This is a genomic window from Cypionkella sp. (assembly GCF_030652235.1).
GTDB lineage: Bacteria > Pseudomonadota > Alphaproteobacteria > Rhodobacterales > Rhodobacteraceae > Cypionkella.
The window spans coordinates 1-21,990 of the sequence record NZ_JAUSBA010000027.1; the positions used below are offsets into that span (position 1 = coordinate 1).

Below are 21,990 nucleotides of genomic sequence, written 5' to 3' on the forward strand. Positions count from 1 at the left end.
CGCCCGCAGCTCCGCCGCCGTCAATTCCTTCCGCGTGACCTCGATTGCCATTCGATCCTCCCTGCCGTCGGAACAAGAGAATCAGAATCTGAACGCTTTGGGAATCCCCTCAGAGTCAGAAACAATGGCCGTTGGTATGAGTTTTGGGATGTGTCCACGCGTGGACACACGGTTGCCACCTAGTAAATCAAGGGCTTACCCCCCATTCGTTCATAAAGACTTAACACTTGCCGCAAGCCGAAAATTTCTAAAAATTCCGCACACGATTTCCGTTTCGGAAATTGGTCAGGTGTGGGCTGCTTAGTGTTCAGCCGGTCTGGCGCAGTGGTTCTGCGCGCAAGGCCAGTTCAATCCCCACGGCCTTGCGCGCCTGCACTTCGCCACTGTTCAGCCGGATGGCACGCATGCCGCGATTCTGCCCCAAGCGGCCCTCGGCCAGCACGCGGCCATCGAGCCCTTCAAAACAAATCCGGTCAATCGCGGCGCGCGGCAAGGTGATCACCTCACCCACTTTCAACGCCATCACCCGCGCCAACGGCAGCGACACCCGGCTGACCACGGCATCCAGCACACAGCGGGCAGCGTCGACCTGTTCCGCCAAGGCCTGCGCGAAAGCCTGCCCAATTTGCGCCGCAGCCTCTGGCCCCGACACCTGCGCGGCGGGCATCACGCCCTTGCCCTCGGCAGGCAGCGCCAACAGGATCATGCCCTGCCGTGCGCCCTGCCCCAAGGACAGCTCTGCGGTCAACACCCGGTAGTCGATATCTTCCAGCAGCAAGCCCAAAGGGCGCGGATCATCGAGAAAACTGGCGTAGCGAAAGCCGCCCGCCCAGTGCAAATCCGCCTCTTGCTCCAAGGTCTGCTCCAGCCCCTCAAGCGCTGCATCCAGCGTGGGCGCCACCATGGCGGCATCGGTGCGGGTGGGTTTGCGGCTGGCCAAAGGACTGCTGGAGACTTTGCCCAAAGTCTGCGCCTCGATCATCGCGGCGAGCACCGGCGGTGTCAGAATCAATAGCCCCATACCTTCTGCCGGACCTTGCAGCACCGCGATCAATGCCTGCTGTGGTGGCAGTTCCAGCAGTTCGGCCAGGGAATGTCGCTGCATCGCAAGCGCCGTCACCTCAACCGACAGGCTAAGCTGATCGCGTGCGGCCCGGGCCAAAGCCAAGCGCCAACCGCGATCTGCCCCCGGCCCGCCTTCGGCCATCTGCGCCTTGGCTGACGCGATTTTGCGCCGAATAACGCCGTCTTGCTGTGCTTCTGCCACTTGGTTCCCCTGATCGGACCGCCCTGTGGTCAGATTAGCGGCCCCGGCCCTAACAAAGGGTTACCATCAGCCAGATTTTTCCATCCGCAGCGGCACAGAGACCCGAAACGCAGCCCCGCGTTGCCCCGGCAAATAGCTGACGGTGCCGCCCAAATTCGCCATGATCTCGCGACAAATCGCCAGACCCAGCCCGGCACCGCCGACCCGCGCATCATCGGTCAGCCGGGCGAATTTCTCAAAGATCAGACCCTGCGCATCTTTCGCAATGCCTGCGCCATTGTCGATGAAATCCACCACCACCCGACCACCTTTTTGCCGCACCGCGATACGCAATATCGGCGCGGTGGAATCGCAATATTTCCGCGCGTTTGAGATCAGATTGATGAAGACCTGCACCAAACGATCGGCATCGGTGCGCAGATGTATCTCCTCTGACGCATAGTCGCGCTGGATGTCAAAGTTGCGCTCGGGCCGGGTTTGGGAGGCCGCAGCCAAGGCGCGGTCGATCATTTGGCCCAGATGCGCGAGCCCCAGATCAAGCTGCACCGTGCCATTTTCCAACACGGAAAGGTCCAGCAGATCATCCAGCAGCCGGGTTAACCGTTTGGCCTCGGCATGGATGATCTGGCCATATTCGGCGACGCGCGGGCTGGGCAGATCGCCCTCGGCCAGAATTTCGGAGAATGCGCGGATCGAGGTCATCGGGGTGCGCAACTCATGGCTGATCTGGCTGAGGAAGGCATCTTTTTGCACCGAAAGCTGGGTCAGCTTTTCGTTGACCTCGCGCAACTGTCGGGCGGTGCGGGAAAGTTCGCCCTGTTGTTCTTCCAGCCGCGCCGAATACTCCATGATCTGCGCGGCCTCGGTGGCCACCGCCATCAGATCTTCCACCGTCACCGTGGCGCGGCCAAACAGCTGGCTGATCATGGCATGGGCGGTCGCAGCCCCGACCGAGCCTGCAAGATTACGCTCCAGCTCCGCCAGAAAGCGCGGGGTCAGATCGGGCAGGAAACCCGCTTTGCCTTGCGCGCGCGCCTCGGCCTCAAAAAACGAAATCGCGGCTTCGTCGCCCAAGATGCGCTGCGCCATGTTCATCAGCGCCTCGGGTTCCGCCTGACCATGCGTCCAGCCCAAGCGTTCGGCCTGCAATTCATCGTCGAAGGCATTGACGAAGGCAGCCCCTTGGATGCGCTCGACCGGATCGGGGAAAGACAGCAGCGAACCCGCCGCATAACCCGCGATGTTAAGCGCCAGCGACCAGAAGATCGAATGGATCAGCGGGTCCATGCCCTCGCTGCCAAACAAGGCTTGCGGACGCAACCATTGCAGATTGAACAGCCCGTGCTGAAGCACTTCAGCCGAGATCACCCCGCCCGCGCCAAACGACGGCAGAAACAGGGTGAAGCCCCAAGTGGCAAAGCCGATGCTCAGGCCCAAACTTGCGCCCAGCTTGGTGCCGCCGCGCCAGAAAATTCCGCCCAGCAGCGCGGGCAGCACCTGCGCCATGCCGGCAAAGGCAATCTGGCCGATGGCCGCCAGCGCTGCCGAGCCGCCGGACAGGCGGAAATATTCCAGCCCCAGCGCCAGCACGCCGATGATGGAAAACCGCCGCGCCAGCAGGATCGCGCCGCGCAGATCGCCAGAGACGGCGGCTTGCGGGCGCAGCCACAACCACGCGGGCATCAGGATGTGGTTGGATACCATGGTGGCCAGCGCAATGGTTTCGACAATCACCATCGAAGTGGCCGAGGAAAACCCGCCAAGGAAGGCCAGCAATGCCAGCCCGCCCTGACCTTCATGCAGCGGCAGGGTCAGCACCATCATATCAGGGTTCGCGCCTGCGGGCATCCGCTCCAGCCCGATCATGGCGATGGGCAGGATGAACAGGCTGATCAGAAACAGATAGGTCGGAAACGCCCACGAGGCACGGGCAAGGTGGCCCTCTTCGACATTCTCCACCACCAGCACCTGAAACATCCTTGGCAGGGTGATCACGGCGGCGGCAGAGAGAAAGATCAACCCCCCCCAGCGCCCGGGCTGGATCGCCCAGTTAGGGTCGGTATAGTTTTCAATCCGGGTGATCATCGCGACGGGGCCGCCGCCCAAGCCCCAGACCACAAAGATCCCAACCGCCAGCAATGCCACCAACTTGACCACGGCCTCGACGGCGATGGCCATGACGATGCCGTGGTGCTGCTCTTTGGCATCCAGATTGCGGGTGCCAAACAGGATTGTGAACAGCGCAAGCCCCGCCGCCACCCAGATCGCGGTGGCATCACGGTCGGGCATCGCCCAGGTTTCGGGCGAGCTTTGGGCGAAAACGCTGAACGACAGCGTCACCGATTGCAGTTGCAGCGCGATATAGGGGGTGGCTGCGACCACGGCGATCACTGTGACCAGCACGCCCAACAGGTTGGATTTGCCATAGCGGCTGGAAATCAGATCGGCAATCGACGTCACCCTCTGCCTGCGCCCGATCCGCAGCAGTTTGCGCAGCACCCACCACCAGCCGACGAACACCAAGGTTGGGCCCAAGTAGATCGTCAGAAACTCCAGCCCCGTGCGCGCCGCCGAGCCTACCGCGCCATAAAACGTCCAAGCCGTGCAATAGATCGACAGCGACAAAGTATAAACCAAGGGCGAGCGCAAGAACCGCATCTCGCCCCGCGAAGCGCGACGTTCAACGACGAAAGCGACAAGGAACAGAAACGCCACATAGGCCAGACAGGTCAGCACCAGCACATTGAACGGCATCAGGCGTCCTCGGCGGGTGAGTCGGCCTCAGGCTGCGCCAAGCCGGGCGCGACATAGGCGGCAAGCCCGATCAGCAGCGCCCAAACCCCAAACACATAGACCGCCGTGTGGCCTGCCCCTGCGGCATCGCTCCACATCAACGGCAGCATAAGCAGGAAGAACCCCACCAGCGGCAACAACCGGGCCGCATCGCGCAGGCGGCGCTGGCGGTAAACGGCGCGGGCGAGAAACAGGGGCGCGCGCGGACCCCGCATCAGGCCCCGAGCAATTCCCGCACCTTGGCGCGGATTTCCGAGTTATCGAACGGCTTGCTCATAAACGCTGTGACCCCGGCCCGCTCTGCCGCCTCACGGTCGCGCAGTTGGCCCTTGGCGGTCAGCATCAGGATCGGCAGCGCCGCATTGGCCGGATCGGCGCGCAAAGCAAGAAGAATCTCCAGCCCGCTCATCCCTGGCAGCATCGAGTCCAATATCACCAGATCGGGCCGTATGCGCACCACATCTGCCAAAGCCCGCGCGCCATCCGACACGACGGACACCGCCCAGCCATCCCGCGACAGAATAAAGCGCAACGCCTCGGCGATGTTGGCCTCGTCCTCGATCAGCAAAACCTGACGCATAAATCCCCCCCGGAAGCCGACTATCAGGGCAAAGCCTCCCCGTGTCAAAAGGAAGCCACACCCTTTGCATTTCAGACTGGCCCAAATACTCCCGCCGGAGGCTCCGACGCCACCACCAAACCTTACGCCGACAAAATCGAAGGCTCGCGCCGCGCAGGGCAGGCCGCCCGCTGGCAAATCCGACAGGTCGAGCCAATCGCCAAGGCCTCTCCGCCACGCCCAAGCTCGGGCAAGATCAACATCGCCGCCTCGCGCAACTCTGGGCCGCGAAAGCCCTGCGGAAAGCGCGGCTGACAAAATGCCCGCACCCGAAAGCGCAGGGGCTGCGGCCCGGCGGTCTCAATCACCGTCTCAATCGGCGTCATCGGTCGCGCAAGGGCTGCAAACAATGGCCAAAGCGGGCAAGCCGCGCCGAAGCGCGGCAAGGCAAAACCCGAGATCGGCTTGCGGAATGTGAGAGTCCCCGAGGCATCACAGACCACCAATCCCGCCTGCATCCCCGGCTGCAAAGCAATCCGTCGGAATGCTGCCAGCACATCGCCGCCGAAGCGCGTCGCCAGCTCCGCCGGGTCAGGACCCAGCTCGGCCAAAGCCTGTGCAAACCCCGCCGCCGGATACGCCGCCAGATCGCGCGCGGCCTGTGCCTGCCACGCAGCCGCCATCTGCCGCGCCGCCCCTGACGCCAGCCCACGCACTTCGCCCGCCTTCCAGTCATTGGCGGCCAGCCATGCCTCTAATTCCTCTTGCGGCGAGGCCAGACCCTGCTCTTGCTCTTGCCCCGCCGTATCGAGATAGCGCACCAAAGCTTCGGCCCCTAAGGCCAACCGCTTGCTGTCATCTTGCAGATTGCCCAAGAATCGTGCCTGCCATTCCGGCTCGATATCCTCGGTATCGGCGAGAATGACGGCAGTCGATCGGACCGAGGCCACGGCGGAAAGCACCTCATGCAAACTGGCCGACAAATGCGGATCGTGGCTCATCCGGTCGTTCATTGCCTCTAACGCCCGCTCCAACCCGGCCACGCGCTGATGCAGACCGATCACCGTCGCGGCCCAACCGGGAAACCTAGCCGCGAAATCCTCGCTGCGGTCAATTTCCGCCCCGGGCAACCGCGCCGCCGCCGCGCGCAAATCATCCAGAACGGTTCCGCCCACGCCTTCGTGAAAGCTTTGCGGCGGCTGACCCAAAGCTTCTGCCAGCCGCGCCAACAAGGGCTCGGCAATGCGGCGGCGGTTGTGTTCGATCAGGTTGAGATAGGATGCTGAAATGCCGACGGTTTCGGCTAGATCGGCCTGCCTTTGGCCCAAAGCCACCCGGCGTTCACGCAGGCGGGTTCCGGTCAGGGCAGAGATTGGCATGGCATAACTCCCACTTGTACCATGAAATTTACAAGAAATTGAAAACTTTACAATGTGCAGAATGGTCACAATTAATGTCTTTGATAAATCGTCTTGCGCAAACAAAGTGGGCGCGAGGTTTCCCCCGCGCCCGCTTCATCGCTAAGCCTTGCGCTTATTGCAGGGCTTTGTCCGTCACAGCATGGCTCCAAGCGCCAACAGGCTCTTTGGTGATCACCGGGTCCGAACCACCCGACATCAGGGCGGCCACGGTGCGCTTGTAATCGGCCTCATCCAAGGTGCCGTTCGACGCTGCGGTCAACTTGGCAATCTCAGACATCATGCGTTTTTGATGCTCGATGGTCTGCGGTCCGGTCGCGTCATTATCCAAAACGATCTGTGCGGCCTCGTCGGTGTTGGCTTCGGCGTATTTCCAGCCCTTCATCGAGGCGCGCACGAAGCGGACCATTTTGTCTTCAAATACCGGATCGGCCAGCTTGTCTTCCATGACGTAGAGCCCGTCTTCCAAAGTGGCGACGCCTTCGTCTTCATATTTGAAGGTCACCAGATCTTCCGGCTTCACGCCCGCATCAATCACCTGCCAATATTCATTATAGGTCATGGTCGAGATACACGCCGCCTGCTTTTGCAGCAGCGGATCGACGTTGAAGCCCTGCTTCAGCACGGTGACACCGCCCGCCGAGCCATCGGTCTTCAGCCCCAGCTTGTTCATCCAGTTCAGGAACGGATATTCATTGCCGCCAAACCAGACGCCCAAGGTTTTATCCGCGAAATCCGCCGGAGTGGCGACGCCGGATTCTTTGAGACAGGTCAGCATCATGCCCGAAGATTTGAACGGCTGCGCGATGTTGACCAATGCGAGCCCCTTTTCACGCGCGGCCAGTGCCGAAGGCATCCAGTCAATCACCACATCCGCGCCACCGCCTGCGATCACTTGCGTTGGGGCCACATCCGGGCCGCCGGGCAGGATGGTGACGTTCAGGCCTTCCTCTGTGTAATAGCCTTTCGCCGCGGCAACATAGTAGCCTGCGAACTGCGCTTGAGTGACCCATTTCAGTTGCAGCGTTACGTCATCGGCTGCCTGCGCGGCCGAAGTCAGACCGCCCGTCGCCAGTGCGGTGAACAGCGCCGCTGTGAGTAACTTTTTCATTCTCAACCTCCAAGTTGAAGCCCGGTTTTGGGCTCGTTAGTTTCTTTGTGACGGGTGCCAGAACGTCACCCGCTTCTCGATCAGCGCAACCAGCCCATAGAACGCCGATCCCGCCAATGCCGCCACCGCAATCTCAGCCCAAACCATGTCGGGATTCGAGCGCCCAACCTCTGCCACGATGCGGAATCCCATGCCCACGATAGGACTGCCGAAAAATTCGGCAACAATCGCGCCGATCAGCGCCAAAGTTGTCGCAATTTTCAGCCCGTTGAAGATGAACGGCATCGCCGCAGGCAGCCGCAGCTTGAACAGCGTCTGCCAGTAACTCGCCGAATAGGTCGCCATCAGATCGCGCTGCATCACCTCGGATGCCGCAAGCCCCGCGATGGTGTTCACCAGCACCGGGAAGAACACCATCACCACCACCACGGCGGCCTTCGATTGCCAGTCAAAGCCGAACCACATCACCAGAATCGGCGCGATGCCCACTATCGGCAAAGCTGCGACGAAATTGCCCACCGGCAGCAACCCGGCTTGCAGGAAAGGTGAGCGGTCAATCGCAATCGCGGTAGAAACCGCCGCTGCACAGCCAATCGCATAGCCGCTCAACGCGCCCTTGAAGAAGGTCTGCACCAGATCGGCCCAAAGCGTCGGCACACTGCGTGCCATGCGTGCGGCCACATCGCTTGGCGGCGGCAGGATGATCTTGTTCACGCCGTAAGCCGTCACCCCCGCCTGCCAAAGCACCAGCACGGTGACCCCAAACATCAAGGGCACCGCATAGCGCACCCAAGCCGCACGGCCTTTCGACAATTCAGAATTGAGCAGCCAAGCCCCAGCCCAGAACGCCAGCAAACACCACAGCCGCGGGTCCAGCACCATCATCGCGCCATCCCCATCCGCAGCAGAACCCACGCCTCAATCCGCCCCGCCAGCATCACCAAGACCGCCGCGAGGATCGCTGACAGGAACAACGCTGCCCAAATCTGCGTGGTTTGCCCGTAATAAGACCCCTGCAACAACCGCGCGCCCAAGCCCGCCTGCTGGTTCAACTCGGCGACAATCGCACCGACCAAACTCGCGGCAATCCCCACCTTCACGCTTGCAAAGAAATACGGCATCGAGGACGGCAACCGCAGCTTCCAGAACACCGCTCCACCGGGGGCCGCGTAGGTCTGCAATAAATCCAACTGCATCACCTCCGGGCTGCGCAAGCCTTTCACCATCCCTACCACCACCGGGAAGAAACTGAGATAAGCCGAGATCACCGCTTTGGTCATCAAAGGCGTCGCCCCCACCGCATGCATCACCACCGCCAGCATCGGCGCGAGGGCGATGATCGGCACCATCTGGCTGGCAATCGCCCAAGGCAGGACGCTCATCTCCATGCTGCGCGAATAGACAATCCCCACCGCCAAAAGCACACCCAATGTCGTGCCCATCGCAAAGCCCAAAAGCGTGCCCGAAATCGTCACCCAAGCATGATAAACTAGCGATTTTTTTGAGCTTGGCGGCAACCCAAAGGTCGAGCGCGCCAACTCGGCGATCACCTGATGCGGGCTTGGCAACACCGGGCGATCTTGGTTCAACGTCAGCCCCGGCAGTTCTGCCCAAGTAGGTGCCGCAGCCTCCGCCCGCGCCGCCTGATCATAGGCCCAAGGCGCGTTCATCCACACCGCTGCCGCATACCAGACGGCGACGATGATCAAGAGAACGGTCAGGATGGGAAGAAACTTACGCATTTGTCTCACCCGACTTTAAGATGCCCCCCAATGACCTAATACTTTTCTGCATCTCCAGCCGCTCGAAAAACGCATACATCGGCAGCCACAGAAGACCAGAGAGAGCAATCGCCCCCTCAATAGCCATTACGGCTTGGAACAGCGAATATTCAGACTGACTGCCACGTTTTTGAAGGCTGGGGTGAAACTCAAAGAATACATAGTCTTCACCTAACACACCCTCTAAGACCCAGTTGCAGAACAACACCATGATCACCGCATGAAGCCAAAACATTGAGAGGCCCAGCATCAAATCCTTATAGCGCCTCCGACAATCCTCAACCTCATCGCGCGGATATAGGCAGGCCACTTTCGCCGGAACTGGTCCAAATGTCCAAGCTCTTATGCTGCTCAAAACAAACAAGAAAATGAATGGAACTCCCAACAGCAGCATGAGTTTCCAGACATAATCGAGCCCGAAAGCAAGCAGAACGACAGCAACGAACAAGATGATTAGCAAGCATCCTTGCAAAACCGATGTCACGCCATCGCCCCCTTCATAAAGGGATGGTTTGGAGCGCCGATAACTGCCAGCATTCGCAACGTCCGCTTCATGCCTGCCCCCCGCTGGGCCAAGCGATCATCAGCACCGCCACCACGCCCAAAGCCATCCCGGCCAGTTGCAGCGGGCTGGGTTTTTCGCCGAACACCACCACCGCCATCGCGGTGATCGCCACCAGTTGGAACACCACCGACAAGGAAATCGCCACGCCAAGGCCGTTGCCGCGCATCACCTGCACCATCAGCGTGTTGCCCAGACAGAACAGCGCCAGCGCGCCCACCAGCACCCAGATGCCGCCCTGTTGCGCATACGTTTTCAGCACGCCATTGGCTGCGACAAACACGGCGGTAGAGGTGACCAACCAAGCGAGGGTGACAAGGTTCATCGCGCGCCCCGCGTATATGTACCGAAAAAGCACGGATAAAGCACGGCTTGCCTACAGTGCCTATTCATCAGAATGCCCCGCCCTTAAGCCCTCACGCACCCGATGCGAAATCTCGATGAATGCCGCGGAATCGCGAATATCCAAGGGGCGTTCTTTCGGCAAAGGGCTGTCGATCACATCGGTAATCCGGCCCGGACGGGGGGACATCACCACAATCTTGGTCGACAGATACACCGCCTCGGGGATGGAATGGGTCACAAAACCAATAGTTTTGCCGGTGCGCGCCCAAAGCTTCAAGACCTCCTCATTCAACCGATCCCGCACAATCTCATCCAGCGCGCCGAAGGGTTCGTCCATCAGCAGAATATCGGCATCGAACGCCAGCGCACGCGCGATGCTGGCGCGCTGCTGCATCCCGCCGGAGAGCTGCCACGGGAATTTCTTGCCGAAGCCGGAAAGTTCGACCAACTCCAGCACCTGCTCAACCCGCTGGTTCTGCTCGGCTTTCGAGAACCCCATGATTTCCAGCGGAAGCCGGATGTTCCCCGCAATCGTCCGCCAAGGATAAAGCCCCGCCGCTTGAAACACATAGCCATAAGCGCGCTTGCGGCGGGCCTCGTCCGGCGTCAGGCCGTTTACGGTCAGAGTACCGCCCGTCGGATGCTCCAAAGCCGCAATGGCGCGCAGAAACGTGGTCTTGCCGCAGCCAGAAGGCCCGATGAAAGAGACAAACTCCCCTTTGTTGATTGTAAGGTTCACATCCTTGAGCGCCTGCACCGGGCCGTCATTGGTGGTGAACACCAGTTGCAGGTTTTTGGCCTCAATGACGGGAGAGGTAACGGTATCCTTCATCACACCCCCGTCACCGGCACACCTGACCGCGCTACGGCGCGCGGCGCGGTCAGGTCTTTCCATGCACTCAGCGCGCGGTTCACTGCGGGGCGGGGGTCGCGGGCGATGAATTGGCCATGGCCTTCGCGGGTTTTGATCTCGCCATCATCGACCGAGACCACGCCGCGCGACAGGGTGTAGCGCGGCAGGCCTTTGACAGATTTGCCCTCGAAGACGTTGTAATCAATCGAGGATTGTTGGCTGGAGGCGTGGATGGTTTTCGACTTCTCGGGGTCCCACACCACCAGATCGGCGTCGGCGCCGACCAGAACCGCGCCTTTTTGCGGATAGCAGTTGAGGATTTTCGCGATATTCGTGGAGGTGACGGCGACAAATTCATTCGGCGTCAGGCGGCCGGTGGCCACGCCGTAAGTCCACAGCATTGGCATCCGATCCTCTAGCCCCCCCGTGCCATTCGGGATTTTGGAGAAATTGCCGACGCCGTAGCGCTTCTGGTCTGTGGTGAAGGCGCAATGGTCGGTGGCCACCACCGACAAAGACCCAGATTGCAGGCCAGCCCACAGGCTGTCTTGGTGGGATTTGTTGCGGAAGGGGGGCGACATCACCCGGCGGGCGGCGTGGTCCCAGTCGGGGTTTTGGTATTCGCTTTCGTCCAGCGTCAGGTGCTGGATCAGCGGCTCGCCCCACACCCGTTTGCCCTGCATCCGGGCACGGCGGATGGCTTCGTGGCTGTCTTCGCAGGAGGTATGCACGACATATAGGGGCACCCCGGCCATATCGGCGATCATGATGGCGCGGTTGGTGGCCTCACCTTCCACCTGCGGCGGGCGGGAATAGGCGTGGGCTTCGGGGCCAGTATTGCCCTCGGCCAGCAGTTTGGCGGTCAGTTCCGCCACCACATCGCCGTTCTCGGCATGGACCATGGCGAGGCCACCCAGATCGCCGACCCTTTTGAAGGATTGATACATTTCATCGTCGTTGACCATCAACGCGCCTTTGTAGGCCATGAAATGCTTGAAACTGGTCATGCCCGCTTTCACGGAAAGCTCCATATCCTCCCACACCTTTTGGCCCCACCAGGTGATCGCCATATGGTAGGAATAGTCGCAATTCGCGCGGGTGGATTTGTTGTGCCACATTTGGGCTGCATCCATCAGCCCCTGCCCCTGCCCCGGCAGCACGAAATCGACGACCATCGTGGTGCCGCCCGCGAGCGCCGCCCGGGTGCCGGATTCGAAATCATCCGCCGAGTAGGTGCCCATAAACGGCATCTCCAGATGCGTATGCGGATCAATCCCGCCGGGCATCACATAGCAGCCCGAGGCATCAAGGGAGCGGTCGCCCTTCAGGTTCGGGCCGATCTCGATGATCTTGCCTTGGTCGATCAGCACGTCGGCCTTGTAGGTCAGATCAGCGGTAACGATGGTGCCGTTTTTGATGACTGTGGTCATTTTTTTTTGCTCCTATCCGGTCAATTTGCCTTCAAGCGAAACACTCGAATTTCGGTACCATTCCACTCGCTCATTTTCATTCCACAAACTTCACAATCCGCAGTATCTCTGTCTCTTGCAGGCAGTCTCTCAGTCATTACCGAGTACAAAGCATGGCAATGGGGACACGCAAAATCGTTGCCACGCCCTTCGTTCCAAGTTCTGACCATCAGCCGAACCCCTCCATTCTAAATGTAAACAACCCGCCGATTACCGCCACCGGCAGTGTGACCCAATATTCCCCGATTAAGTGCAGCAGATGGCGGAGGCCAACCCATTTTATTTGATCAATGAGCGAGAATATCTGCGGAAATGCGTCTAAGGCTGACCAATTTAACCAGAATCCATTTTTCAACCAAAAGAGAGCTTCACAGAGCGCTTGCACGGGTAGTGACAGCATCATCGCCAGCACGAATAAGATATTAATGATGGACTGTAAGTCCAACCCGTTGCTTTCTCCCGAATCACGACTCACCCCACCACCCCCGCCACTTCCAGCACGGCGTGCAGCAGAACATCGGTCCCGGCAGCCGCCCATTCGGGGGAAATCTTCTCGGCCTCGTTGTGCGACAGGCCGCCCTCGCAGGGACACATCACCATCACGGTGGGGGCGACGCGGTTGATCCAGCAGGCGTCGTGGCCTGCGCCAGAGACGATGTCCATATGGGAATAGCCCAGCTTTTCAGCGCTTTGGCGGACGATGTTCACGAGGTTTGCATCGAAGGTTACGGGGTCGAAATGGCCGACCGCCTCAATCGAACAGCCAAGGCCCAACTCGGCGGCCACCGCATGGGCGGCGCGTTCGACCTCGCCGCGCATCAGGTCGAGTTTGGTTTGATCGGGCGAGCGGATGTCGACGGTGAAGATCACCTTGCCGGGGATCACGTTGCGGGAGTTGGGGAAGACTTTGACCTGCCCCACAGCCCCCACCGCCCCCGGCTGGTGGCCCATGGCGATCTGATGCACGCGCTCGGTGATCCGGGCCATGCCGAGGCCTGCGTTCACCCGCATTGCCATTGGGGTGCTACCTGTATGGGCATCGCGCCCGGTCAGAGTGATTTCCAGCCACCACAGGCCTTGACCGTGGGTGACGACGCCGATTTCTTTGCCCTCGGCTTCCAGAATTGGCCCCTGCTCAATATGCAACTCCAACATGGCGTGCATTTTGCGGGCGCCTACGACCTCGGAGCCGACCCAACCGATGCGGGCCAATTCGTCGCCAAACTTCAACCCGTCCATATCGGTGCGGTTGTAGGCGTAGTCTTGGCTGTGCAGGCCCGCGAATACGCCGCTCGCCAGCATGGCCGGGGCGAAACGCGCGCCTTCCTCGTTGGTCCAGTTCGTCACCACGATCGGGTGCTTGGTCTGGATGTTCGTGTCGTTGATCGTGCGAATGACTTCCAAGGCCCCCAGCACGCCGAGCACGCCGTCATAGCGGCCTCCGGTCGGTTGGGTGTCGAGATGCGAACCCATATAGACCGGCAAAGCATCAGGGTCCGTGCCTGCCCGCGTGGCGAACATGTTGCCCATGGTATCCACCCCCATGGTCATGCCAGCAGCCTTGCACCAATCCGCGAACAAATGGCGGCCTGCGCTGTCGGCATCAGTCAGGGTCTGGCGGTTGTTGCCGCCCGCCACGCCGGGGCCGATCTGCGCCATCGCGTCGAGGCTCTCCCACAGACGTGCTGCATTGATCCGCAGATTTGCACCGAGCGTCGTCATCATCAAAACTCCATGCGGGGACGTTGCCCCAGATCTCGCTTGCTGCGAATCTTTTCCTGACCGTATGGTCAGCTAGAAGGCTGATACAACCTGACCAAGCGGTCAACTAAAATCTGAAGGCCAATCTGCAATGTCCGAAGCCCTCCGCCCTCTGCGGCGCAATGAGATCCGCCAACAGAATGAGGCGCTGATTTTACAGGCAGCCGAGAAAGTCTTTGCCGAGGCGGGCTTTGGCGGCGCGACCATGCAGTTGATCGCCGATGTGGCGGGATTGCCAAAGGCGAACCTGCATTATTACTTCACCAGCAAAGAGGAGCTTTACCGCAAGGTGGTGTCGAATATCTTCGACATTTGGCTGCACGCGGCGGAAAGCATGGACAATGCGCCCGGCCCGGTCGAAGGCATTGGCGCTTATATCGACGCCAAGATGGAGATTTCGCGCAGGCATCCTGACGGATCAAAGGTTTGGGCATCCGAGGTGATGCATGGCGCGCCGGTTATTCAGGACTATCTGGAGACGACGCTGCGCGACTGGACAGCGGGGCGGGCGGCACTGATCCAGGGCTGGATTGATGCCGGGCAGATGGCTGCGGTAAACCCGGATCATTTGCTGTATATGCTCTGGGCCGCCACCCAGCATTATGCCGATTTCGGGCATCAGATTGAGACGCTGAATGGGGGGCCATTGACGGAGAGCCAATGGCGCGAGGCGAAAGACAGCGTCAAGGTGATGATCCTGCGTGGGATCGGGGCGGTTTGATGGGTTTTTCTTGCCGTCTTACCGAATCTCGAAGATATCGGGGTGATTGTATCCCTTTTGGAAACGGTGTGGCGTGATGGACGTTGAAGATAGCAAAACACCGGCGGACACTCTGACTTGGCTGCTGGCAGCACTTGCCCCGGCCCGCAAGACCACCATCGTTGATGTTGGCGCAAACCCTATCTATGCGCCGGATTATGCTGACTTGTTGCGGGTGGGCGGCTGCAAGGTGGTGGGGTTTGAGCCGCAGGCGGCAGCCTTTGCCGAGTTGCAGAAAAACAAGGGGCCGGATGAAACCTATTATCCCTTCGCGGTCGGCACGGGCGAGACGCTGAGCCTGCGGATCTACAAATCCTCTGGCATGACCTCAATCTTCGATCCCTATGTGCCGACGATGGCGATGGTGAATGAGATGGGCATGGCGCGAGTGCGTGAAACCGTGGCTATGGACACGGTGGCGCTGGATCAGACCACCGACCTGCCCGAGTTTGATCTGCTGAAGATCGACATTCAGGGCGCGGAAAATTTGGTGTTTCAGGGTGCCGAGCGTGTGCTGAAGGGCTGTATCTCGGTGATGGTCGAGTTGCGCTATATGCGGCTGTATCATGGTGAGCCGATGCTGGGCGGAGTGGATACAGAACTGCGCCGTCAGGGGTTTTATCTGCACAAGTTCATGTTCAACAAAGGCTATATGCTGACCAACTCGCAGGCGCGGCGGTTGAAGGCGAAGAAGCTGACAGATCAGTTGATTGATGGTGATGGCGTCTATCTGCGCAATATCGCCGAGTTAGATGCCTATAGCGATGAGCAGTTGAAGCATCAGGCGATCTTGGCGGCTGGGGTATTTCACAGCCATTCGCTGGTGCTGTATTGTCTGGATGCGCTGGTGGCGCGTAAGGCCATCGCTGTAGAACTGCCGGGGCAATATGTCGACCGGATGCCAGAGGCTTTGCGGACGGATGTGAAACGGTAAACCCATGCAACCTGCGCCCAACGATATCGCCTTTGCCACCATGGTTGGGGATGAGCCGATTTTCCTGCCGATCTGGATCAACTATTACGCGCGCTTCGTGCCGAAAGCGCAGCTGTTCATTCTGGTCGATGGCCTGCATCGGGTGATCCCGCCCGAGGCCGAGGGCTGTCAGGTGATCCGCCTTCCGGGCGTTGTGCCGGGGCCGGGTTGGGATGTGGCGCGGTGGCGGATGATTTCCCTGTTCACCAATACGCTGCTGCAGCGCTTTGGCGTTGTGGTGTTCAACGATGTTGATGAGATTCTGCTGGCCGATCCGGCGCAGGGCGGCGATTTGCTGGGCCATATCGGGCGGGCGCGCGAGGTTGGGGTGATCTCGCCGTTCGCGATTGAAATGCTGCATCGGTTTGATCTGGAGCCGGAGGCGCTGGACCCCTGCCGCCCGGTGCTGACGCAGCGGCGGTTCGGTCGGATCAACGCCAGTTATTGCAAGCCTTGCATCACCACAAAGCCGATCAACTGGAGCATTGGCGGGCATTATTCGGATTACCCGGTGCTGAACCTAGACCCTGCCCTGTTCCTGTTTCATCTGCGCTTTGTTGACCATGACATGCTGCGGGCGCGGCAAGCCAGCCGTCAGGCGTTGATGCAGCCGGGAGCCGCCAAGGGGGCCGAAGTGGCTGGCGCGGGCTGGCTGAAGGGTGCGCAGGATATGACGGATTTTCTGCAAAGCTTTGTCGATGCAGGCCCGCCGCTTGACACAGATTTCAGCTTTGGCTGGCAGCGCAAGCGCATCATTGACAGTTGGGCATATGATGCAGAGGCTGGCATCTGGCGGCACGACCGCTTGCACAACCGTAAAACCTATCGGTTGCCCGACCGCATCCAAGATCAATTCTGACCGGAGCCTGACATGACAACCGCCACCGCAGCAAGCCTTGCAGCCGAATACGCCGAACTGCACTTTCCCCGCTTTGCCGAAGCCGAGGCTTGGACTTTGGGGCAAAAGTTGGCGGAACTGGCGGGCGCGGCCCCGGTGGTGATCAATATTCGCAGCACAGAGCGGATGTTGTTTCATGCCGCCCTGCCGGGATCGGCCCCGCTGAATGATCTGTGGGCACGGCGCAAAAGCAATACCGCGCTGCTGTTTCAACTGCCGTCATTTCTGGTCGGCGCGCGCAACCGTGAGAACGGTCACACGCTGGCCCGCAATGGGCTGGCCGAGGCCGATTATGCCGACCACGGCGGCGCAGTGCCAATCCGCGTGACCGGCGTGGGAGTGGTAGCCTGCGCGACGGTTTCGGGTCTGCCGCAAGCCGACGATCACGCGCTGGTCGTGGCGGCGATTCAGGCGATGCTGGTAGGGTGACTACAAACTACTTTAGTTCAACCTCAACAAAGCTCATCACCTGATCGCCATTGTTGATCACGTTATGCTCGACGCCTTCGGCGCGGCGATAGGCGGTTCCTGCGGGGACCAAGACCTGCCGCGTACTACCGTCGGGGTCTTCCAGCAGCATATGGCAATCGGTGACGGCGGTGATCACATAATCCATGCTGTGTCGGTGCCATCCGGTCTCGGCCCCCGGTGCAAAGTCAAAACGGGTGACGCGCACGCGATTGTCATCAACCAGTTGGGTGGCAGTGCAAGGCGCGCGCATGCAGGGTCTCCTTTATCGGTCAGGGTCGGCGTTGCTAGGCTAGGGGTTATCGCGCGCGCGTCAAGCCTGCGCCGAATGGGGTTTACAATCTGCTGAAGAATACGCCACCCTAGCCCCCCAAGGTGCAAACGGTGGCCGATGCTATGACCAAACCCCGAACCCGCATACAAGCGCGCAACTCGACCACAATTCTGGATGCGGCATTGGATGTGTTTTCGCAACAGGGCTTTCGCGGCGCGACGCTGGATCAGATTGCCGATGTGGCCGGGCTGTCGAAGCCGAACCTTTTGTATTATTTCCCCTCGAAAGAAGCCGTTCACACCGCCCTTTTAAACCAGCTGCTGCGCACCTGGTTGGACCCTTTACGCGCGATGGACCCCGAGGGCGATCCGGTGGCCGAGATTATGGCCTATGTGCATCGCAAGCTGGAACTGTCGCGCGATTTCCCCCGCGAAAGCAGGTTGTTCGCCAATGAGATGCTGCAAGGTGCGCCCCGAATGCGCGATGTGATCGAGGGTGATCTGAAAACCTTGGTCGATGAGAAAGCCGCGGTTTTGCAGGCGTGGATGGATCAGGGCCGCATTGCAAAGCTGCCCCCGGTGCATCTGATTTTCTCGATCTGGGCGATGACCCAGCATTATGCCGATTTCGACGTGCAAGTGCGCGCGGTGTTAGGGCCGGATCATGATCCTTTCACTGAGGCCGGGGAGTTTCTGCAAACCCTGTTCACAAAACTGCTCGTCCCATCTGGAGTCACCCCGTCTCGCGACGCAGCGGCACTCTAACATCATGCGTGTAGTGCTGGACCTTTGAACCTAGTCAGTATAGGGAGCATCCCTGCAAGAGTTTCCGGTCGAAGGTTATGAACCCACCAAACGAAACCCCCGATCGGGCTGCCATCCCGACTCCCGTTCCCCCGCACCCCGAGCATCAAACCCCACAAAACATGGGGAAATTGGTGCTTGGCTGCATTGGTGTCGTCTATGGCGATATCGGCACCTCGCCGCTTTACGCTATGCGGGAATCGCTGCACGCCGCCAGCTATGACGGGCTGTCTCGTGATGATGTGATCGGGGTGATTTCTCTGCTGATCTGGACGCTGATTCTGATCGTGACGGTGAAATATGTGGCCCTGATCATGCGGGCCGACAACAAGGGCGAAGGTGGCACACTGTCGCTGGTGGCCTTGGTGCAGCGCGCGCTGAACAAGCGCCCCGGCTGGTTGCTGGCGATTGGGGTGATCGGGATTTCGCTGTTTTTCGGCGATGCGATGATCACACCGGCAATGTCGGTTTTGTCTGCGGTTGAAGGCTTGGACCTTGTCGCGCCTTCGATGGGCCCCTTCGTGTTGCCGTTGACGCTGGTGATCATTCTGGGGCTGTTTTTGTTCCAAAGCCAAGGCACCGAGCGGGTGGCGATCTTGTTCGGCCCGATCATGGTGGCTTGGTTTCTGGTGATGGCGGCTTTGGGGATTTATCATCTAAGTGATGACCTAAGCATCATGACAGCCTTTAACCCCGCTCATGCTTTGGGATTTCTTGTCACCAATGGTAAAGCGTCATTCTTCGTGCTGGGGTCGGTGTTTCTGGCGGTGACCGGGGGCGAGGCGCTTTATGCCGATATGGGGCATTTTGGACGCCGTCCGATCCGGCTGGCTTGGGCGCTTTTGGTGTTCCCGGCGCTGACGCTGTCTTATCTTGGCCAAGGGGCGCTGGTTTTGGCGCATCCTGAGACATTCCACAATCCGTTCTTTCTGATGGCACCGGATTTTCTGCTGCTGCCGTTGGTGCTGTTGTCGGTGGCCGCCACCATCATCGCCAGCCAAGCCGTGATCTCGGGTGCGTTTTCGATGATGCACCAAGCCGTGCAAATGGGCCTGCTGCCAAGGCTTGAGATCCGCCACACCTCGGAAACCACGCTGGGCCAGATCTATCTGCCGAAAGTGAACCTGATTTTGATGGTGGGCGTCTTGTGCCTCGTTGTGGCGTTTGGATCGTCGTCGAACCTAGCCTCGGCTTACGGCATTGCGGTGACCGGCGATATGGTGATCACCACGATCCTTGCGTCGATCCTGTTCTTGAAAGCGTGGAAATGGCCGCTTTGGGGTGTGATCGCCGTGCTGCTGCCGATCTTTATCATCGAGTTGATGTTTCTGTCGGCCAACCTGATCAAGCTGCCGGATGGCGGCTATGTGCCGGTGCTGATGGCGGCCACCTCGTGCTTCCTGATCTGGACATGGGTGCGTGGCACCGCACATGTGCAACGCAAGGCGCATGATTCTGCGGTGGAATTGTCCAAGCTGATCAAGATGCTGGAAAAATCCCACCCCATCGAAGTGCCGGGCACCGCCGTTTTCCTGACGCAAGACCCAGATACCGCGCCCTCAGCTTTGCTGCATAATCTCAAGCACAACCGGGTTTTGCACAGTCAGAATTTCATCGTCACCGTAGGAGTGGCGACCACGCCAAAGGTCAATGACGAAAACCGCATCACGATTGAGCGCTTGTCGGTTAACTTCGTGCGGGTGCGGCTGATGTTTGGCTATATGGAGACGCCGAATGTGCCGCGCGCCTTGGCTTTGGCGCGCAGGCGCGGTGAGAAGTTTGACATCATGACCACCTCGTTCTTCCTGAACCGCCGCACTTTCCGCTCTGCCCGCAACCATGGCCTGCCGTTCTGGCAGGAACGCGTGTTCATCTCGATGACCAAATCGGCCTCGGATGCGACGGCATTCTACTGCCTGCCCTCGAACCGGGTGGTGGAACTGGGGCAACAACTGGCAATCTGATTGCTTATCGCTTGCTCCGGGCGCTCTGCGCTGGAGTCAACCATAGCGCAAAGGCCTGCAAGGGAGGGTTAGCGGCTTAAAGCTCGCGCATCACCTCTGCCGCGATCTCGAACGAGCGCAGACGGGCTTGGTGATCATGGATCATGCCTGTCAGCATGATTTCATCCGGCGCATAGGTTTCAATCAGCTTGGCCAATTGACGGCGCAGCGTAGCGGGCGACCCGACGGCCGCACAGGACAAAACCTGTTCCACCTCAGCCCGCATCTGTGGGGTGACTTCGGACAAATCATGCACCGGAAGCGGCAGTTTGCCGGGTTGACCCGAGCGCAGTCGCGAAAACGCCAGCACTTGCGAACTGCGCAGATATTCCGCCTCGGCATCGGTTTCTGCCGCCGCCATCCCAGCGAGCAGCATGAAATAGGGCTTGTCGTGCCATTGCGAGGGCCGGAAGGTGGCGCGGTAGGTCTCAATCGCTTGGTCCAGCATCGCCGGGGCGAAATGGCTGGCGAAAGCGTAAGGCAGGCCCAGATAGGCCGCCAGTTGCGCGCCGTACAGGCTTGATCCCAGGATCCAGACCGGCACTTCGGTGCCCTCCCCGGGCACCGCGCGGATGCGGGCATCGGGGTGCGGCGCGTCAAGGTAGTTGATCAATTCCAACACATCTTCGGGAAATTGATCCGAGGCTTGCATGTTGCGCCGCAACGCCCGTGCGGTGGCCTGATCGGTGCCTGGCGCACGGCCAAGGCCCAGATCAATCCGGTTGGGGAACAAGGTGGCAAGGGTGCCAAACTGCTCGGCAATCACCAAAGGTGCGTGATTGGGCAGCATGATGCCGCCCGAACCCACCCGAATGGTCTTGGTGCCGCCTGCCACATGCCCGATCACGATGGAGGTCGCGGCCGACGCTATCCCCGGCATGTTGTGATGCTCGGCCAGCCAAAAGCGGTGATAGCCCCAAGCCTCTGCATGGCGCGCAAGGTCCAGCGTGTTGGCGAGGGCCTCAGATACGGTTTGGCCCTCGGCCACCGGAGACAGATCAAGAAGCGAATATTGCATTGGATTTCTTTTGTTGTGGATGCACCGGACGCGAAGCCATCGCGGGCTTACTATACAGTTGGGTTTAGTTTGCCGAATTGAAAGATGCACGCAGGGATTTATCTGCGCATTGGGGCGCTGGGTGAAATCCCACGTCAGATCATGGCGAAAGCGTGGCAAGCGTTTAGAAAGCTTGGCAGTTTGTATCAGCGAAGGCGGTTCATTTCTGCTAAGTTCAGGCTTGGGGGCTGTTGTAAAACAGGTGCAAGGATGGGACAGATCTCGTCGCTTGCGGCGCTGTCTGCGCCGCAATTCCAATCGCTGATCGTCAAACCCGTGGCCCGTACGGCGGCGGCCCTAACGACGCCCAGCCCAGACAGCCATGTTTCCGCGCAGAAGCAGCGGGCAGAACCGCCGACAGAAGCCGCACCGCGCCCAATCTTGCCGCCCGCGCGCAGCGAGAAAATCTTCAAGGGTCTGCTGCCGGTACTGCCAACCACGATACAGGCGGCGGACAGCGGCCAAATCGAAACTTTGACCGAGGTCGACGGCATCAGCCTTGACGGCATCCCCTATCTGCGCGACGGCGCGGTGTTGCTGGATGATCTGCCGCAAGCCGAGCCCGCCGCTGCGCCAAAAGCCAAACCAACCGATCAGGCGGCATTGGCTTTTGTGACGCCTGCCGCTCTTAATCTCGAAACCGCGGCGCAGGTGGACCCCGATCAGGTGCTGTCCGACCACGCCGAACGCGCCTACCTCGACGCGCGCGAAATTTCAGCGTTGCGGGCAGAGCCTGCGCGCCCCACAGATCTGCCGGAGCCAGATCAGGCCAACCCCGATCCGCCCAATCCTCAGGCGGCCCCAAGCGTTGATAAGCGCGCCTGAGGCCCCAAGG

25 protein-coding genes are annotated in these 21,990 nt (G+C 60.0%); 8 read left to right on the top strand and 17 right to left on the bottom strand.

The features are described 5' to 3' along the window. The coding region (locus Q7V03_RS08435) for a hypothetical protein (protein ID WP_304925159.1) at positions 1-304 on the top strand (304 nt) is incomplete at its 5' end. 3 nt (positions 305-307) lie between these two features. On the opposite strand, the gene Q7V03_RS08440 is transcribed toward Q7V03_RS08435, so the two are convergent. The 15 genes from Q7V03_RS08440 to Q7V03_RS08505 all read right to left on the bottom strand — a co-directional run bounded on the left by Q7V03_RS08440 (position 308) and on the right by Q7V03_RS08505 (position 13,880). Next, positions 308-1,267 (bottom strand): FliM/FliN family flagellar motor switch protein, encoded by a 960-nt coding sequence (locus Q7V03_RS08440; protein WP_304925160.1) that lies wholly within the window; start codon positions 1,265-1,267, stop codon positions 308-310. A gap of 66 nt (positions 1,268-1,333) precedes the next feature. After that, positions 1,334-4,021 carry an ATP-binding protein gene (locus Q7V03_RS08445; protein ID WP_304925161.1) on the bottom strand — a complete coding sequence of 896 codons (2,688 nt, stop codon included), beginning with the start codon at positions 4,019-4,021 and terminating at the stop codon, positions 1,334-1,336. Beyond that, positions 4,021-4,275, bottom strand: coding sequence for a hypothetical protein (locus Q7V03_RS08450; RefSeq protein WP_304925162.1), 255 nt, complete (start codon positions 4,273-4,275; stop codon positions 4,021-4,023). The genes Q7V03_RS08445 and Q7V03_RS08450 overlap by 1 nt, the downstream gene beginning before the upstream one ends. Continuing rightward, positions 4,275-4,640, bottom strand: coding sequence for a response regulator transcription factor (locus tag Q7V03_RS08455; protein WP_304925163.1), 366 nt, complete (start codon positions 4,638-4,640; stop codon positions 4,275-4,277). Before Q7V03_RS08455 ends, Q7V03_RS08450 begins: the two co-directional genes overlap by 1 nt. Before the next feature lie 122 nt (positions 4,641-4,762). After that, positions 4,763-5,998 (bottom strand): XRE family transcriptional regulator, encoded by a 1,236-nt coding sequence (locus Q7V03_RS08460; RefSeq protein WP_304925164.1) that lies wholly within the window; start codon positions 5,996-5,998, stop codon positions 4,763-4,765. A 154-nt stretch (positions 5,999-6,152) separates the two neighbouring features. After that, the gene (locus Q7V03_RS08465; RefSeq protein WP_304925165.1) at positions 6,153-7,148 is read right to left on the bottom strand and encodes an ABC transporter substrate-binding protein; all 996 of its coding nucleotides are present in this window, start codon (positions 7,146-7,148) and stop codon (positions 6,153-6,155) included. 36 nt (positions 7,149-7,184) lie between these two features. Beyond that, complete coding sequence (locus Q7V03_RS08470; protein ID WP_304925219.1) at positions 7,185-8,030, bottom strand: ABC transporter permease; 846 nt, start codon at positions 8,028-8,030, stop codon at positions 7,185-7,187. Then, positions 8,030-8,890 carry an ABC transporter permease gene (locus tag Q7V03_RS08475; protein ID WP_304925166.1) on the bottom strand — a complete coding sequence of 287 codons (861 nt, stop codon included), beginning with the start codon at positions 8,888-8,890 and terminating at the stop codon, positions 8,030-8,032. Before Q7V03_RS08475 ends, Q7V03_RS08470 begins: the two co-directional genes overlap by 1 nt. Continuing rightward, a complete protein-coding gene (locus Q7V03_RS08480; RefSeq protein ID WP_304925167.1) occupies positions 8,883-9,413 on the bottom strand; it encodes a hypothetical protein in 531 nt (176 codons plus the stop codon). Before Q7V03_RS08480 ends, Q7V03_RS08475 begins: the two co-directional genes overlap by 8 nt. 67 nt (positions 9,414-9,480) lie before the next feature. Continuing rightward, complete coding sequence (locus Q7V03_RS08485; RefSeq protein ID WP_304925168.1) at positions 9,481-9,816, bottom strand: hypothetical protein; 336 nt, start codon at positions 9,814-9,816, stop codon at positions 9,481-9,483. 60 nt (positions 9,817-9,876) lie between these two features. Further along, positions 9,877-10,668, bottom strand: coding sequence for an ABC transporter ATP-binding protein (locus Q7V03_RS08490; protein WP_304925169.1), 792 nt, complete (start codon positions 10,666-10,668; stop codon positions 9,877-9,879). Further along, a complete protein-coding gene (gene hydA / locus Q7V03_RS08495) occupies positions 10,668-12,119 on the bottom strand; it encodes a dihydropyrimidinase (RefSeq protein ID WP_304925170.1) in 1,452 nt (483 codons plus the stop codon). The genes Q7V03_RS08490 and hydA overlap by 1 nt, the downstream gene beginning before the upstream one ends. Positions 12,120-12,139: 20 nt before the next feature. Next, positions 12,140-12,328 (bottom strand): MJ0042-type zinc finger domain-containing protein, encoded by a 189-nt coding sequence (locus Q7V03_RS23830; RefSeq protein WP_370651091.1) that lies wholly within the window; start codon positions 12,326-12,328, stop codon positions 12,140-12,142. After that, positions 12,328-12,633 (bottom strand): hypothetical protein, encoded by a 306-nt coding sequence (locus Q7V03_RS08500; RefSeq protein WP_304925171.1) that lies wholly within the window; start codon positions 12,631-12,633, stop codon positions 12,328-12,330. The genes Q7V03_RS23830 and Q7V03_RS08500 overlap by 1 nt, the downstream gene beginning before the upstream one ends. Further along, a complete protein-coding gene (locus tag Q7V03_RS08505; RefSeq protein WP_304925220.1) occupies positions 12,630-13,880 on the bottom strand; it encodes a Zn-dependent hydrolase in 1,251 nt (416 codons plus the stop codon). Before Q7V03_RS08505 ends, Q7V03_RS08500 begins: the two co-directional genes overlap by 4 nt. 130 nt (positions 13,881-14,010) lie before the next feature. Here Q7V03_RS08505 and Q7V03_RS08510 point away from each other — a divergent pair, with 130 nt between their 5' ends. The 4 genes from Q7V03_RS08510 to Q7V03_RS08525 all read left to right on the top strand — a co-directional run bounded on the left by Q7V03_RS08510 (position 14,011) and on the right by Q7V03_RS08525 (position 16,979). Next, positions 14,011-14,640 carry a TetR/AcrR family transcriptional regulator gene (locus Q7V03_RS08510; protein ID WP_304925172.1) on the top strand — a complete coding sequence of 210 codons (630 nt, stop codon included), beginning with the start codon at positions 14,011-14,013 and terminating at the stop codon, positions 14,638-14,640. Between the two features lie 76 nt (positions 14,641-14,716). After that, entirely contained in the window at positions 14,717-15,613 is an 897-nt protein-coding gene (locus Q7V03_RS08515) for an FkbM family methyltransferase (protein WP_304925173.1), read from the top strand. 4 nt (positions 15,614-15,617) lie between these two features. Continuing rightward, positions 15,618-16,511 carry a hypothetical protein gene (locus Q7V03_RS08520; protein ID WP_304925174.1) on the top strand — a complete coding sequence of 298 codons (894 nt, stop codon included), beginning with the start codon at positions 15,618-15,620 and terminating at the stop codon, positions 16,509-16,511. Between the two features lie 12 nt (positions 16,512-16,523). Then, positions 16,524-16,979, top strand: a complete 456-nt coding sequence (locus Q7V03_RS08525) for a heme-degrading domain-containing protein (RefSeq protein ID WP_304925175.1) — start codon at positions 16,524-16,526, stop codon at positions 16,977-16,979. Between the two features lie 7 nt (positions 16,980-16,986). Here Q7V03_RS08525 and Q7V03_RS08530 read toward each other — a convergent pair whose 3' ends face one another. Beyond that, on the bottom strand, positions 16,987-17,271 hold the full coding sequence (locus Q7V03_RS08530; RefSeq protein ID WP_304925176.1) for a cupin domain-containing protein: 285 nt from the start codon (positions 17,269-17,271) through the stop codon (positions 16,987-16,989). Positions 17,272-17,414: 143 nt separating this feature from the next. On the opposite strand from Q7V03_RS08530, the gene Q7V03_RS08535 reads away from it, so the two are divergent. Both Q7V03_RS08535 and Q7V03_RS08540 read left to right on the top strand, forming a co-directional pair. Beyond that, the gene (locus Q7V03_RS08535; protein WP_304925177.1) at positions 17,415-18,056 is read left to right on the top strand and encodes a TetR family transcriptional regulator C-terminal domain-containing protein; all 642 of its coding nucleotides are present in this window, start codon (positions 17,415-17,417) and stop codon (positions 18,054-18,056) included. A 173-nt stretch (positions 18,057-18,229) separates the two neighbouring features. After that, positions 18,230-20,059 carry a potassium transporter Kup gene (locus tag Q7V03_RS08540; protein WP_304925178.1) on the top strand — a complete coding sequence of 610 codons (1,830 nt, stop codon included), beginning with the start codon at positions 18,230-18,232 and terminating at the stop codon, positions 20,057-20,059. Between the two features lie 76 nt (positions 20,060-20,135). On the opposite strand, the gene Q7V03_RS08545 is transcribed toward Q7V03_RS08540, so the two are convergent. Continuing rightward, complete coding sequence (locus Q7V03_RS08545; protein WP_304925179.1) at positions 20,136-21,116, bottom strand: LLM class flavin-dependent oxidoreductase; 981 nt, start codon at positions 21,114-21,116, stop codon at positions 20,136-20,138. 249 nt (positions 21,117-21,365) lie between these two features. On the opposite strand from Q7V03_RS08545, the gene Q7V03_RS08550 reads away from it, so the two are divergent. Beyond that, positions 21,366-21,980, top strand: a complete 615-nt coding sequence (locus Q7V03_RS08550) for a hypothetical protein (RefSeq protein WP_304925180.1) — start codon at positions 21,366-21,368, stop codon at positions 21,978-21,980. Positions 21,981-21,990 lie beyond the last annotated feature (10 nt).